This is a genomic window from Pseudomonas sp. WT-JTC, assembly GCF_056711565.1.
The window spans coordinates 1481519-1496389 of sequence record NZ_CM160042.1 but is presented as its reverse complement, the minus strand read 5'-3'; the positions used below and the strand labels follow the sequence as shown (position 1 = coordinate 1496389).

14 protein-coding genes and 1 tRNA gene are annotated in these 14871 nt (G+C 59.2%); 3 read left to right on the top strand and 12 right to left on the bottom strand.

What is annotated here, in order from left to right; genetic code table 11:
* Positions 1–111: 111 nt before the first annotated feature.
* The 5 genes from AC06G5_RS06665 to AC06G5_RS06645 all read right to left on the bottom strand — a co-directional run bounded on the left by AC06G5_RS06665 (position 112) and on the right by AC06G5_RS06645 (position 5593).
* Entirely contained in the window at positions 112–405 is a 294-nt protein-coding gene (locus tag AC06G5_RS06665; RefSeq protein WP_008015991.1) for a YcgL domain-containing protein, read from the bottom strand.
* On the bottom strand, positions 402–1535 hold the full coding sequence (gene rnd / locus AC06G5_RS06660; protein ID WP_413423878.1) for a ribonuclease D: 1134 nt from the start codon (positions 1533–1535) through the stop codon (positions 402–404). Before rnd ends, AC06G5_RS06665 begins: the two co-directional genes overlap by 4 nt.
* 123 nt (positions 1536–1658) lie before the next feature.
* Complete coding sequence (locus AC06G5_RS06655; RefSeq protein WP_413423880.1) at positions 1659–2309, bottom strand: class I SAM-dependent methyltransferase; 651 nt, start codon at positions 2307–2309, stop codon at positions 1659–1661.
* Between the two features lie 72 nt (positions 2310–2381).
* Positions 2382–4031: a phosphoethanolamine transferase gene (locus AC06G5_RS06650; RefSeq protein ID WP_413423882.1), complete on the bottom strand. Its 1650-nt coding sequence runs from the start codon at positions 4029–4031 to the stop codon at positions 2382–2384.
* 179 nt (positions 4032–4210) lie between these two features.
* On the bottom strand, positions 4211–5593 hold the full coding sequence (locus AC06G5_RS06645; RefSeq protein WP_413423884.1) for a glutamine synthetase family protein: 1383 nt from the start codon (positions 5591–5593) through the stop codon (positions 4211–4213).
* Positions 5594–6102: 509 nt separating this feature from the next.
* Between AC06G5_RS06645 and AC06G5_RS06640 the strand changes: the two genes are divergently transcribed.
* The 3 genes from AC06G5_RS06640 (at position 6103) to AC06G5_RS06630 (ending at position 9271) form a co-directional block, all read left to right on the top strand.
* A complete protein-coding gene (locus AC06G5_RS06640) occupies positions 6103–7287 on the top strand; it encodes a cyanate transporter (protein WP_413423886.1) in 1185 nt (394 codons plus the stop codon).
* 13 nt (positions 7288–7300) lie between these two features.
* The gene (locus AC06G5_RS06635) at positions 7301–8218 is read left to right on the top strand and encodes a DMT family transporter (protein ID WP_413423888.1); all 918 of its coding nucleotides are present in this window, start codon (positions 7301–7303) and stop codon (positions 8216–8218) included.
* A gap of 114 nt (positions 8219–8332) precedes the next feature.
* Positions 8333–9271 (top strand): LysR family transcriptional regulator, encoded by a 939-nt coding sequence (locus tag AC06G5_RS06630; protein WP_480459129.1) that lies wholly within the window; start codon positions 8333–8335, stop codon positions 9269–9271.
* A 3-nt stretch (positions 9272–9274) separates the two neighbouring features.
* Here the strand turns inward: AC06G5_RS06630 and AC06G5_RS06625 are convergent, their stop codons facing one another.
* The 7 genes from AC06G5_RS06625 to dapA all read right to left on the bottom strand — a co-directional run bounded on the left by AC06G5_RS06625 (position 9275) and on the right by dapA (position 14654).
* Positions 9275–9640, bottom strand: coding sequence for a 5-carboxymethyl-2-hydroxymuconate Delta-isomerase (locus tag AC06G5_RS06625; protein ID WP_413703408.1), 366 nt, complete (start codon positions 9638–9640; stop codon positions 9275–9277).
* Between the two features lie 58 nt (positions 9641–9698).
* A complete protein-coding gene (locus tag AC06G5_RS06620; protein WP_008016001.1) occupies positions 9699–10625 on the bottom strand; it encodes a LysR substrate-binding domain-containing protein in 927 nt (308 codons plus the stop codon).
* A 339-nt stretch (positions 10626–10964) separates the two neighbouring features.
* Positions 10965–11054: transfer RNA gene (locus AC06G5_RS06615), tRNA-Ser, on the bottom strand.
* A gap of 83 nt (positions 11055–11137) precedes the next feature.
* Positions 11138–11851 (bottom strand): phosphoribosylaminoimidazolesuccinocarboxamide synthase, encoded by a 714-nt coding sequence (gene purC / locus AC06G5_RS06610; protein ID WP_007944067.1) that lies wholly within the window; start codon positions 11849–11851, stop codon positions 11138–11140.
* A gap of 28 nt (positions 11852–11879) precedes the next feature.
* Complete coding sequence (locus AC06G5_RS06605; protein WP_085715396.1) at positions 11880–12638, bottom strand: MBL fold metallo-hydrolase; 759 nt, start codon at positions 12636–12638, stop codon at positions 11880–11882.
* A gap of 4 nt (positions 12639–12642) precedes the next feature.
* Complete coding sequence (gene bamC, locus AC06G5_RS06600) at positions 12643–13758, bottom strand: outer membrane protein assembly factor BamC (RefSeq protein WP_413423897.1); 1116 nt, start codon at positions 13756–13758, stop codon at positions 12643–12645.
* Positions 13759–13775: 17 nt separating this feature from the next.
* Complete coding sequence (gene dapA / locus AC06G5_RS06595; RefSeq protein WP_413423899.1) at positions 13776–14654, bottom strand: 4-hydroxy-tetrahydrodipicolinate synthase; 879 nt, start codon at positions 14652–14654, stop codon at positions 13776–13778.
* Positions 14655–14871: the final 217 nt, after the last annotated feature.

Here is a 14871-nt window from a genome sequence, read left to right as displayed (position 1 = left end):
CCTTTCAAAAACGGTGCAGACGGCCGCCGACAGAGCTGTGCTCCATCGATGCTGCCATCGCTAAAATCAATCAGTGTTTCATAACCACTCTGAACAGAGCCTGTCTGCCGCTCACACCGGATCGTTGCGACGCAACAACTCTTCCGGCAAGTGCTCGATGTACTCGTCTTCGGCAGGCGGCATTTGCAGGTGATAACCCTGTTTTTCGAGGTTTTCCAGTACGACCGCGATGTCCTCACGCGACAGCTTGCGCTCGGGGGTCAGCACCATGTCGAACGCGTGGATGGCCTTGCCGAAGGCTGCCATCAGGGCATCCGGCACGCGCTCCAGAGCATCGCTCTTGAGCACATACAGGTACATTTCGTTTTTCTTCGAGCTGCGGTAGATGGAGCAAATACGTTTCAAGGCTGTTCTCCGGCGGTGGCCAGGCTGTCGAGCAGCGCCTGGCCCATCAATTCGCGGCGCCAGCCACGCAGCGAATCAGGCAATTGGTAGGGACCATTGGGGAAGCCGCTCTTGAGCAGCGCTTCCAGGGTTTTCTTGCGCAGCATCAGTTCCGGCGCAATGCTCAGGCGCTCGGCTTCGGCCTGGCCGATGGCTTTGAGCTGCTTGAGTAGCACGGCAGCGTCAACCGGTAATGGCTCTGGCACGGCTGGCGGCCATTGATCAGGCGACACACTGCCAGAGCGCTTGATCAGATCAAGCAGAAACTGGCCGTCCTGACGCACGGTACGCGGGTGCATGTCTTCGATTTTCGCCAGGGCACCGAGGTTGTCCGGTTGCGTGCGAGCCAATGGCCACAGCGAATGCTCGCGGATAATCCGGTTGCGAGGCAGGTCACGGGCGCGAGCTTCCTTTTCGCGCCAGGCGCAGAGCTCACGCAAAACGGCGAGCTGGGCGCGGGACAGCTTCCAGGCCAGCTTGGCATCGCGATAGACCTCGTTAGGGTCGATCTCGCGGCGCAGGTTGGCCACCAGTTCGGCACCGTCTTCCAGGACCCAGACGTATTTGTCGTCAGACAGCTTTGGACGCAGCTTTACGAAGACTTCAGCCAAATGCACGGCGTCTTCGGCCGCATAGCTGATCTGGGTTTCGGAAAGCGGGCGTTGCAGCCAGTCGGAGCGGGTTTCACCCTTGGGCAGGTCGATGCCGAGCACTTCCTGCACCAGTCGCGAATAGCCCATGGAAAAACCGAGGTTCAGGTAAGCGGCAGCCAGCTGCGTATCGAACAGTGGCGCCGGCAGGCTGCCGGTCAGGCGTAGCAGGACTTCGAGGTCTTCGCTGCACGCGTGGACAACTTTGACCACGGCCGGGTTTTCCAGCAACGCGGCCAAGGGTTGCCAGTTGTCGATGGTCAGCGGATCAATCAGGTAGGCGCGTTCGCCATCACCGACCTGCAGCAGGCCGGCGATCGGGTAGAAGGTGTCGACCCGCATGAATTCGGTGTCGAGGGCAACGAATGGCAACTGCTGCCACTCGGCACACAACCGTCCGAGGCTATCGTTGTCGCGAATCCAGTGAATATCGATGGCCACACGGCTCTCCCTTGAAGAATGGCGCGCAGTATATATCGCCCCCGGCGATTTCCGCGCATCCACTGAACAAGAGCATTAGCGAAAATTACTGCGTGACATGAAGAATAGTCCGACAACGTCGGGCTAGCTGGTCTTACCCAGCACGTAGATCCGCATCCGCGCACAGCCGGGCAAAAAGTCCTGATGGCTGAGCAAACGGAAACCCGCCTGCCTGAACTCGCTTTCCACCTCGGCCTTGCTCGGGAACGGCCCCTCCACGCCTGAACGCGCGCCCTTGAAACGACTGTCGAGGCGCACCGCGACAATCACCGTATCGCGACTGACCCGGTAAAATTCGCCAAGCATCGCCAGTCGATGTTCCGGATTGGCAAGGTACTGAAACAGTTGCATGCAAAAAATGCTGTCAACCGCGTTCTCCGACAAGCCAATCGAGAACGCGGAACTTTGAAAGGTCTTGATCCGCTTCAACAGACTCTGCGGGTGATGTGTGCGGGCATGATCGAGGATGTCCTGGGACGGATCCGTCGCGAGAATCACCCGATTGGCATGTTCGGCCAGCACCGCCCAGAAACGCCCCACACCGCAGGCCACGTCGAGGATCAACCCCGGCTCGCCGGCGACCTTGAGTGCATTGCGCACCAAACGCTCCTCACGCCAGAGCGCCAGACGCCCGGCCAGGCCCGGCGCTTGCGGCTGAAGGCAGACGCGCGCGTGCTCCTGATCGTAGCGTCGGGCAATCTCAAGCTCGATGGCGGATGGGGGTTGAGCGGACATGTGCAATGGCTCTTGATAAAAGTTCTACAGGCCGCAGGTCCGCGGCCGCCGCGTGAAACAAAACCGGAGCACTCAATCTTTGGCCAACACACCGTCGGCCACTGGACCACGACATCCGGCAAACATGTCCAGATCCTGGTTGTAGACCTTGCTGTTGACCTCCAGCAGCCCGAGCATCGAATGGAACAGGTTGTCCTGGCTCAAGGGCTTTTCACGACTCTGTTGCAGGCAGTGGGTATCTACCGCAAACGACTTCTTAAAGCTGTCGGAGAACCACGCAAACATGGCTACATGCTTTTGCTGCTCCGGTGCCAGCATGTAAGGCGTGCCGTGGAGGAACAAGTTGTATTCGCCCAGAGACTCGCCGTGGTCCGACAGATACAGCATCGCGGTATCCACTTTGTCCTGGTTACTGCGCAACAGATCGATCAGGGTAGACAGCACATGGTCGGTATATACCAGGGTGTTGTCGTAGCCATTGACGATACTTTCGCGACTGCAATTGTTCAGGGCATTGCTCTCGCAAACCGGGGTGAAGCGCTCGAACTCTTTCGGATAACGCTTGAAGTACTCCGGACCGTGGCTGCCCATCTGGTGCAGTACCAATACCGTGTCCTTGTCGAGGGTATCGATGAAATGTTGCAGTCCTTGCAGCAGGATTTCGTCGCGGCATTCACTGTTGGCACACAGCGCCGGATCTTTCAGATTGCTGACGTCTTCAACGGTGACGCGATCGCACGTACCCTTGCAGCCTGACTGGTTGTCACGCCAGATCACGTCGATACCCGCATGCTTGAGCACGTCCAGCAGGCCTTCTTCGTTCTTTGCCTTGCTGGCGTTGTAGTCCTTGCGTCCCATGTTGGAGAACATGCAAGGCACCGATACAGCAGTTTCAGTACCGCAGGAGTGCACATCGGTGAAGGCGATCAGGCCGTCTTCCTTACTCAGTTTCGGCGTGGTGTCACGGCTATAGCCAAGGATACCGAAGTTCTCTGCCCGGGCACTTTCACCCACGACAAGAACAGTCAGGGATTTGCGCCCGTGGGTTTGCCAGGCCAGATTGCGCTGGGCATCTTCCCCAATTTTGACAAAGGGCTGTCGTGCAGTGGCTACTTTTTCACGCAAGAAACCGGCCGAGGCACCAATGTAGTTGCTTGGCACCACCATCAGGCGCAATTCGTGGTGATTGCGAAACAGCGAGGACAGGCCCTGGTAGTTAACCAGTGCAACACCACCAATGACCGCTGCCGAGGCAAAAGCCACCAGGACTTTACTCAGTAGCTCACGGTGCCAACGACGGTAATCAATCGGTGTCTTCCACAACAGCCAAGTCGGTAAAACACCAAGTAGCACGATATAAACAAACAACTTGAGCGACAGTAAGTCGCGCACTTCCGTAGCATTGGTTTCCGCAAAGTTACGCAACATGCCGGTGTCGATCAGGACACCATACTGGCTCATGAAATACGCCACGCCCGCGCTGATCATGAACAGCAGGGTCAGGACCGGCTTGAGCACCGGCCGGAAGGCCAGCAGGGTCAGCACAATGTTGAAGGCCGCGAAGATCATCACCCCGAAGGCCACGCGCATGACGATGCCTTTACCATCGGATGCGGTGATTTCGAACAGGTGTTGCCAGAGTACAAAATTGAAGCCAACTAACAAAAATGCGCTGGCAATCAGTGTCACCCATTCGGGGCGCACGGCTTTAATCTTGAGCATGAGGTTCGGCGGGTCCTGAAAAGAAGTGCCTTCGGTAAATGTGAAAATTTCATTTACCGAGGCAGCTCTAATTTTAGGTAGCCAACCATCAATTTTTTGTGAAAAAGAAGCCAACAATTAGTTGGCTTATAAAACCAGCCTGAAACTTTCAGACTGTTTGAGAATGGTTCAGCTTCGACTCAAGCCTGGTGCAAGTACCAGCGCCAGTCCTGCTCACCGACCTCTCCCATGAATTGGCGATATTCGGCGCGTTTCACCGCCAGGTAGACTCCGAGGAACTCCCCGCCGAACGCTTCCCGGGCCCAACCGGAACCTTCCAGCGAGCGCAATGTGGTCAGCCAGTCTGTCGGCAACAGTTTCGCAGCCTGGGCGTAGCCATTGCCTTCCACCGGCGCACCAGGGTCGAGTTGTTCGCGGATACCGCGATGAATACCGGCCAGTATCGCCGCAGCCGCCAGATAGGGATTGGCATCTGCGCCACAAATACGATGCTCGATGTGCCGGGAATACGCCGGCCCGCCGGGTACGCGCAGGCTCACGGTGCGATTGTCCACGCCCCAGGTGGCCGCCAGAGGCGCATAGCTGTTGGCCTGGAATCGACGATAGGAATTGGCGTTGGGGCAGAACAGCAACAGCGAATCGAGCAAGGTACCGAGCATGCCGGCGACAGCCTGCTTGAGCAGTGGCGTTCCATCCGGGGCTTCGCTGGCAAAGAGGTTGTTGCCGTCCTTGTCCGCCAGGCTCACGTGCATGTGCATCCCGGTACCGGCCAGGTCATCGAAAGGCTTGGCCATGAAGCAGGCTGTCATGCCGTGCTTGTGCGCCACACCCTTGACCAGACGCTTGTAGCGCACGGCTTCGTCCATCGCCAGCAACGCATCGGTGCGGTGCTCCAGGGTGATTTCCACTTGCCCCGGTGCGTATTCGGAAATGGCCGTGCGTGCAGGAATCCCCTGGAGCTTGCAGGCGCTATAAAGATCGGCCAGGAACGGTTCGATCTGTTCAAGCTCGCGCAAACCATAGACCTGAGTGCCGCGCGGACGTCCGCCATCGACATCCCGTGCCGGTTGAGGCCGGCCATTGCCGTCGCGTTGCTGATCCAGCAGGTAGAACTCCAGTTCCGCCGCCATGACCGGGTAATAGCCGTCAGCCTGCAAACCTTCGATGACTTTCGCCAACAAATGACGGGGATCGGCAATGGTGGCGGGCATTCCTTGCGTCGGGTGCATGCTCACCTGCACGGCCGCAGTCGGTATCAGACGCCACGGCATACGCGTGAGGCTGCCGCTGATCGGGTAGGCCCGGCAGTCGATATCACCGACGTCCCAGACCAGCCCTGAGTTTTCCACGTCATCACCGTTGATGGTCAGCCCGAGGATGGTACTCGGCAAAGGCCGCCCGCTTTCATACACCGCCAGCAACTCGTCACGGTGCAGCAACTTGCCCCGCGGCACCCCGTTGTTGTCGAGGATGAACAGCTCGAACATTTCGATATCCGGGTTCTGTTCCAGAAAGGTCAGGGCTTCAAGCCTGGTGGCAAACGAGGGGGTGGCACTGCTCATGGGAGTTCTCTTTTTCCGTGTCAGACGGGTACGCAAAAGCACCCGATCGTCAATCCCGGCATCAACCGGAACAGGTAGGGACAATCAGCGGAAAAAGCAGGAATCCGGCGGGCGCGCATGGCGGCAATGCCACAGCGCCCAGAAGGCCAGTTCAGAAGGAAGTGCAGAGAGGTTGGGGGCGATGGCGGGCGTGAATCGACGACCAAGGCTCGACGCTCGAGCGTCGGTGGATGCCTTGAAGTGGATTGCGACTGGCCAACCGTCCATAGGGAGAACCGCAGAAAACAGATGACCCGCAGCCTCACACGATGGATCAAGTCGTTAAATCAGGATTTGAAGAACCTTGGATGTAGTCTGGCTAAACATTTGGCTGTTCAGTGATGCCCCCCGTGTGGGGGGCTGCATTGCAGTGACTTGTATTTAATTTCTAAATACCACACCAGACTTTCTGATTTGCGGCCTCCAGGACTCGCGCGCCTAATCGGACCCCTACTGTTCAAGGTCCGATCATGGAAAACACTCGCGCCACCGCCCGCCCTGCCCTGTGGCTGATGTTCAGCATTGTCCTGGTTGCCCTGAACCTGCGCCCCTCCATGGCCGCTGTCGGGCCTCTGCTCTCGGCAATTCGCGTCGAAATCCCCCTGAGCTTCAGCCTGGCTTCACTGCTGACCCTGTTGCCGGTCATGGCCATGGGACTGGCGATGTTTGTCGGCCTGCGCATCAGCCAGCGACTTGGAGATCAGCGCACGGTGATGTTCTCGCTGCTGATCATCGGCCTCGCCACGGTTTCCCGGCTGTTCCTTGATTCAGCAGCGCAGTTGCTCCTCAGCGCAGTGCTGGCAGGTATCGGGATTGCCCTGATCCAGGCCCTGATGCCAACGCTGATCAAATCCCGCTTCAGCGACCACGTTGCCTTGTGCATGGGGCTCTACGTCACGTCGATCATGGGCGGTGCCGCCATGGGTGCTTCCTTTGCGCCGCTGGTGATGGAGCAAACCGGCAGCTGGCGTATGGGCCTGGCGATCTGGGCGGTACTCGCCGTGCTGGCATTGCTGTGCTGGAGCAGCCAACGGGCAGAGATGCCGACACTGGATTCAAAGGCTTCAAATAGAGGTTCGTTCTTCGCCAATTCCCGTGCCTGGCTACTGGCGATTTTCTTTGGCCTGGGCACTGCGTCCTACACCTGCGTTCTGGCCTGGCTGGCGCCGTACTACGTGGAAAAGGGCTGGAGCGAACAGCACGCCGGATTGCTGCTGGGATTTCTGACTGCCATGGAAGTGCTGTCGGGGCTGCTGACTCCGCTCATCGCCAATCGCAGCCGCGACCGCCGCATCGTACTGATGGTATTGCTTGCACTGATCATCGCCGGTTTCTGCGGACTGATCCTGACCCCGCAGCATTTGAGCCTGATGTGGCCATGCCTGCTGGGGCTGGGCATTGGCGGCCTGTTTCCGATGAGCCTGATCGTATCGCTGGATCACCTGGACAATCCCTTGCGCGCCGGTGGCCTGACCGCGTTCGTTCAAGGCATCGGCTACCTGATCGCCGGCCTGTCGCCGCTGCTGGCCGGGATAATTCGCGACCGGCTCGGCAGCTTTGAATGGGCCTGGTGGTCGCTGACGGCGGTCATGGCGCTGATGATGTTGATGGTTTTGCGCTTCAACCCAAGGCACTACAGCCGCCACATCCATTGACCCGGAGCCCGCCATGAAAACCACCGGAATCGCCGCCGCTCACGCCAGTATGCTGCTTTGGGCCTTGCTGATCGCTGCATCGTTTTCCGCAGCGGCACAAGTCAGCCAGGCCATCGACCCGATCCTGCTGACCGGTTTGCGCCTGTTGTTTTGCGCCGTGGTGTTTCTGCCGCTGTTGCTGCTCAAAGGCGATGCCGTCATGACCGCCCGCGCATTGCTCGGTCACGCCGTGCTCGGCCTGCTGCTGGCGCTGTACTTCGGCTCACTGTTCGAAGCATTGCGCTACACCTCGGCCGTCAACACCGGGACGATGTTCACCCTGGTGCCGCTGATGACCCTGGTTTTCGAAGCCGTGCTGACACCTGACGACAGCCTGAAGAAACGGATTGTACCGATGCTGCTCGCCGCTGCCGGCGCAGTGTTGCTGATCATGAAAGGCGGCGGCCCCGGCGAATTGCCATCACCCTATGCATTGACCGTGTACGGCATCGGCTGCCTGGCCATGGCACTCTACGCCCCCCTCAGCCAACGCCTGAAAGCCAATAGCCTCAAGGGCCGCGGGCCGGTGTCCATGACATTCTGGAACATGCTGTTCGGTGCGCTGTTTCTGCTGGCGTTCTGTGGCTTCAGCGGCGGTTGGCGCTCGGCATCATTACTGACGCTCAACGATTTTTATTGGCTGATGTACCTGGCGGTGTTTGCCACCCTGGCGACGTTTTGGCTGCTGCATCGGGCCATCGGTGTGATCGCACCGTCCTCGGTGATTTCCTACATCTACCTGAGCACGCTGTTCATCACCATGTTCCACTGGCTTTGGGGGCGCCAGATGCCGCTGCCGCTGGAGCTGGCCGGCGCGGTACTGGTGGGTGTCGGCATGTTCGCGCTGTTGATGTCCAGCCGCCGCGCCGTGTCGGCGATGGTCCGGGGCTGAAAGGGCCTTGGGCGAAACTTCCGGCGAGGCATTCTCCCTGCTCCCTCATTCCGCTAGGATCACTCGCTCATCCTTGCACACGGTCAGCGCAAGGGACGCAGCGAGACGCAATGGATGCTGAACAGTAATTCGCTTAGAAAACTCGACATGCAGGACCTCATGGTGTTCGTCGCCGTGTACGAGCAAAACAGCGTCACCGAGGTGTCCGAGACGCTTTGCGTCAGCCAGTCCACGGTGAGTTACTGCCTGAAAAAACTGCGCACCGGCTTCGAGGACGAGCTGTTCATCAATACCCGTACCGGCGGCATGCAGCCCACCCGCAAGGCCGGCGCGATGTACCCTCACGTGCTGAAAATCCTCGAAAGCATCAACCTGTGTCACACCGGCTCACCCACGTTCGACCCTGGACTGCAGCCCGTGACCTTCAACATCTGCGCACCGGAATACTTCGAGCAACTGATCCTGCCGCGCCTGTTGAAAACCTTCGACCTTGCCGATCTCCCGGTGATGATCAACGTGGTCAAACTCGAAGCCGATATTCCTGCCAGAGCGTTGCGCGAAGGCAGCCTCGACCTGGTGATGTGCTTCGGTCCGAACTTTCATCGCAGTCACGTCGATTTCAGATCGCAGACGCTGCTCGAAGATGATCTGGTGTGTGTTTTCGACAAACGCGCCACGCCGGCGGAACCACGCTTGAGCCTGCAAACCTATGTCGAACGTCGACACGTGTTCCCGACACCCTGGACGTCCGCCACCAACATGGTCGACGGCTGGCTCGCGCGGCAGTCTCGACAGCGCCAGATCGTCGCACGTGCCAACAGCTACAGCGCAGCGCTGAAGCTGATTACCGGCACCGACTATGCCTTGACCCTGCCCCGACGCATCCAGCGACTGCTGGCCGGTGCGGACACCTTCGATCACTGTGAAGCGCCCGAGGGCTTGCCGGGGTTCACCCTAGACATGCAGTGGAACCAGGGTGTCGATCAGGACAGCGCCAACATTTGGTTGCGAGAGCAAGTGATCCAGGCCTGTGTCGAACAGCAAAGCGCCTGATACTCAGTGGCTGATGGCGGTCTTGCTGTAGGAATCGCGATCGATGTCGAGAATCTCCACGCACAGCTGGACTTCAATGTCGCTCGGCCATTCACACAGGTCCTGAACCACCGCCAGCAGGCTTTCAGACAGTTGTTGCTTGATCTGTGCGGAACGACCGCTCAACAGCGCCAGCTTCACATGCACGAACGCCCGCTCAGCCAATGCCGTGCCAACCTTGAACGTCTCGACTTTGATCGCGCGGCTCTTGATGTCGAATTCGGCAGCAAACTGACCGGAACCCACCAGCGTATTGTTCAACCGCATCAATGCCACATCGGCATTCAGATCAGTCAGGTTGGCGGTGTATTCCATGTGCAGGTGAGGCATGAGTTGCTTCCTTCAAGTGGGGTGGAAAGGTCGTACATATAACACAGCGCCACCCTGTTCATTCGGGCAGCGGCAATACGGCACGCTCACTCATGAACGCCTCCAGGCGCGAACGCAGCCAGCGCTCGGCAGGGTCGCTATCGACATGGCTGAGCCAGACCATGGACAGGTCCAGGGTCGGTGTCTTGAAGGGAAAGGGCTCCTTGAACAGCACTCCCGACGCGGCCATCGCCTCGGCTGTGTAATCCGGCAGGCTGGCAATCAGGTCGGTGCCGGCAAGCAGGGCCGGCAGTGCACTGTACTGCGGCACCGAAAGCACTACCTGGCGCGTGCGACCGATATCCGCCAGCCACTCGTCGGCATAGCCACTGACATTGGCGGTATGGGACACCAGCACGTGCGGTCGCGCGCAATATTCATCGAGGGTCAACGGCGTATCCGAGGCATCGGCGCGCAAAATGCTGGGCTGGATGTGCCGCAGCAACTTGCGTTTGGCATTGGCCGGCAGGCCGCGGGTCTGGCTGATACCCACCGTGATATCGCCGGATGCCAGCAAGTCGGGAATTCGCCAGTAATCGACATGCTGCACCACAAACACCACGTTGGGTGCCTCCTGGCGCAGAGCCCGCAGCAATGGCGGCAACAGCCCGAATTCGACATCGTCGGACAACCCGATGCGGAACGACATCGTGCTGCTGGCCGGGTCAAAATCATGGGTCAGGCTCAAGGCCACGGACAAGGAATCCAGCGCCGGCGACAGGTGCTTGATGATCTCCTCTGCCCGCGCCGTCGGCTCCATGCGATGGCCAACACGTATGAACAGCGGATCATTGAACATCGCACGCAAGCGGTTAAGCGCGGAGCTGATGGTTGGTTGACCGAGAAACAGCTTTTCCGCCACCCGAGTGACATTGCGCTCGAGCATCAGTGTTTCGAATACCACCATCAGGTTGATATCGGCCTTGCGAAGTTCGTTGCGATTCATCCACTGTCCCCGATCCCCAAATCTGCTGACAGTTTAGGTAGCTGGCGCGACTGCCGTCTATCCAACTCAAGTTCAACAGATTGAGGCCGTTTACTGACGTCCAGGAACTGATCAAGGGAAAACCGGGCCATACCCAGCCGTAAGGCGGGTTGCAACAAAGCCGCTCTGAGCGAGCAGTTTTCCTGGAAACAGGCTTATGTTTTCCCACTTGGATGCGGTGCCTGGTTCGACAAAGTTTCCAGTACCGGGGCGGGATGCCGGCAGCGAGAGACCACTGAAAAAGGCCTCAGAAACGAAAAAGCCCCGTAGCTTTTCAGCTACGGGGCTTTTTCCATGTAATGGCGGAGAGATAGGGATTCGAACCCTAGGTACCGGTGAAGGTACAACGGATTTCGAATCCGTCCCATTCGGCCACTCTGGCATCTCTCCAACGGCGCGCATCATAACAACACTTTCGCAGGAAGCGAACCCCCCAAGCGAAATATTTCTGTGCTTTCAGATGCTTGCGTCGGTTAAAGCGGTACGCCCAGACGATTGGCGACTTCTTCGTAAGCTTCGATGACATCACCGAGGCCCTGACGGAAGCGGTCCTTGTCCATTTTCTTGCCGGTCGCCTTGTCCCACAGACGGCAGCCGTCCGGGCTGAATTCGTCGCCCAGAACGATGGAACCATCGTGGAACACACCGAATTCCAGCTTGAAGTCGACCAGCAGCAGGCCGGCGTCGTCGAACAGTTTGCTCAGGACTTCATTGACCTTGAGCGACAGCTCTTTCATGCGAACCAGTTGCTCGGCGGTGCCCCAGCCAAATGCCACGACGTGGGATTCGTTGATGAACGGGTCGCCCTTGGCGTCGTCCTTCAGGAACAGCTCGAAGGTGTAAGGGTTGAGCTTCATGCCCTCTTCGACACCCAGGCGCTTGACCAGGCTGCCAGCGGCGTAGTTACGCACGACGCACTCGACCGGAATCATGTCGAGCTTCTTCACCAGGCATTCGTTGTCGCCCAGCAATTTGTCGAATTGGGTCGGCACGCCAGCAGCTTCGAGCTTCTGCATGATGAAGGCGTTGAACTTGTTGTTCACCATGCCTTTGCGGTCGAGCTGTTCGATACGCTTGCCGTCGAACGCCGAGGTGTCGTTACGAAACAGCAGGATCAGGCGGTTAGCGTCGTCGGTCTTGTAAACCGACTTGGCTTTGCCGCGGTAGAGTTCTTCACGTTTTTCCATGATGGGCTCCGCTTGCTAAGTAGATGGGCTAGGCGATGTGGCGCCAGTCGAGCCCTGAATCTTGATCGGCCAGTTGCAGCCAGTCCGGGTCGCACCCGAGGGTGTCGACAAAACATTGCCGGGCCAGCTGCGGCAGGTTGTTCTTGCTGCTCAGATGGGCCAGGACCAGGTGTTGCAGGTCTTTCCAGCCCAACTCGGCCACCAGGAATGCCGCCTGATGGTTATTCAAATGCCCCAGCTCACCGCCCACCCGTTGCTTGAGAAAGTACGGGTAATGACCGCGGGCCAGCATGTCACGACAGTGATTGGACTCGATCATCAACGCATCGAGGTCCCGATAACCGTCCAGCACCTTGTCACAATACGAACCCAGGTCGGTCAACAGCCCAAAGCGCCGCTCACCGTCACTGAATACATATTGCGTCGGTTCCTGTGCATCGTGGGCCACGGCAATGACACCGATGCTCAAGTCGCCGATTTGCAGCTGCTCGCCGCCGGCCAGAAAGCCTGCGGGTTCAATCGGTTTGCGCATCCCGCGCAAGGTCCCGCGACTGAGGTAGACAGGCAGATTGTAGCGCCGAGACAGCAAACCCACGCCATGCACGTGGTCGGCATGTTCGTGGGTCACGAGTATCGCGCTCAGCTGCGCAGGGTTCACACCCAGGCGCAGCAGGCGTTTTTCGGTTTCCCGCAGGGAAAAACCACAATCGACCAAGACGTACGTATCAGCGCTGGCTACCAGCGTGCCGTTCCCTTGACTACCGCTGCCGAGAACGGCAAAACGCATAGGATCAGCCCAGGTTGTCTTGAATCTTGCTCAACACTTTACGCGCCACATCTGCCGGCGCCACGGTGTTGATGTTTTTCTCGACGGTGACCTGGACGTTCTCGCCAACCTTGCTCAGGCGAACCTGATAACGCTCGGCGCGGGCGTCAAGCTCTTCCTTGCTCGGCGCACTGCCGAACAGGCTGCTGAAGAAGCCTGGCTTGTCGTCTTTCTTCTCGGCTTTTTCTGCCAGGTTGATGTAGTACAGGCCCAGGCTGCGGTTGATGTCTTCAACGCGCCATTCGCCTTGTTCCAGCGCACGACCGACGCTCGCCCAGGCACGATCCAGGTCGGTACCGACGTTCAGCACAGGGTTGCCGCTGCCGTCTTCGCTCAGGCTGACACGGCTGGGTGCGTCGAAATCACGCGAAGCCAGCATCGACACCGAACCGCCCTTCTCCGAGATACGGCTCATGCTCGCGAGCATGTCGTCGACCAGCGCCGCGTCCAGGCCAGTGTTGACCGAACGGTTGGTGAATGCCACGTCAGCGGTGCTGCCGGCAGGACGCTCGGCGCTGACCACATAGACTTCACTGGTGTTGCGCTGCACGCCCGGCTCGATGCGCACCCGCACGCGGGTTTCGCTGTCGGTGCCGACGCCGGCCGCGCTCAGGCGTTTGCCCACGGCCGCGGACAGTTCGTCGGAATGTTGCCAGGTCGTGGTGAATTCGCCGGTTTGCGGACGCTGTTCATCCAGACGGAAGCCGTTGTCCTGGAAGAACTGAACAGCCACAGGCCAGACTTCGGCCGGCGGGTTCTGGGCCAGGATGGAGCTGGAACCGCCGCTCTTCTGCAGGGAGTAGGCGCTGGCGTCGGCAGCGGCGGTCAGCGGCTGCGGCCGAGGAACGACGTACTCGCCCTTGGCGGTGTCATCAGCCACGTTGCGCGGGATCGGCAACAGCGGATCCAGACGCTTGGCAGCACGGACATCCGGTGGCATTTGCATCGGTGCAGTCTGTTGCGCTTCCAGGTAATCGCTACCGCGGTCACGGAAATAACCTTCCGGGCCCCAGATCCATCCGCAGCCGCTGGTGCTGGAGATAATCAAGGCAAGTGCGGAAAGTCCGGCCATTCGCTTCATGCGTTGTACTTCCTCAATTAAACCAGGACGCTGCACTGGCGCAGGGCCGTGCGCAGCGTTTCGTGACAAGGTGCGCTCAGCCAGGTCAGCGGCAGGCGGATGCCTTCGTGCATCAGGCCCATTTCAACCAAAGCCCACTTCACCGGAATCGGGTTGGCTTCGATGAACAGGTCCTTGTGCAGCGGCATCAGTTTTTCGTTGATGGCCCGCGCAGTCTCGGCGTCACCCCTGAGGGCGGCCTCGCACAGATCGGCCATTTCACGCGGAGCGACGTTGGCGGTAACGGAGATGTTGCCCTTGCCACCCATCAGGATCAGCTCGACTGCGGTCGGATCATCGCCGGAAAGAACGATGAAGTCCTTGCTGACGCCATCGAGGATGGCTTTGGCACGCTTGAGGTCGCCGGTCGCTTCCTTGATGCCGATGATGTTCGGCACGGTGGACAGGCGGATCACGGTCTCGGCCTGCATGTCGCAGGAGGTGCGGCCGGGAACGTTATAGAGAATCTGCGGGATGTCGACCGCTTCGGCGATGTGCTTGAAGTGCAGGTACAGGCCTTCCTGGGTCGGCTTGTTGTAGTACGGCACGACCAGCAGGCAGGCATCGGCGCCGGCTTCCTTGGCGTTGCGGGTCAGCTCGACGGCTTCGCGGGTCGAGTTGGCGCCGGTGCCGGCGATGACCGGAATGCGACCGTTGACCTGCTTGACCACGGCCTTGATGACGGCGATGTGTTCGTCTACATCAAGCGTTGCCGACTCGCCGGTGGTGCCGACGGCGACAATGGCATGGGTGCCGTTTTCAAGGTGGAAGTCCACGAGTTTGCTGAGGCTGTCCCAGTCAAGACGCCCCTGTGCATCCATGGGTGTGACCAGTGCCACCATACTGCCCGCAATCATGAAACCGCTCCTGCCGGAAAAAGAGAGCCGTAATGGTACTGGCGCCAAGATGCTTGCACAAGCGAAGTACTGTGCTGCCGCCATTCCCCTTGGCGCCGGTTTTCGCTACCCTTCAGACTTTGATCGGTACTGATCAGCTTGTACGCCGGGTTCCAGCCTCCCTTTTCGGCCTCCCAGGCCCCGTTCCAGCATCGCCGCTGCGCGCTCCAGCTATATT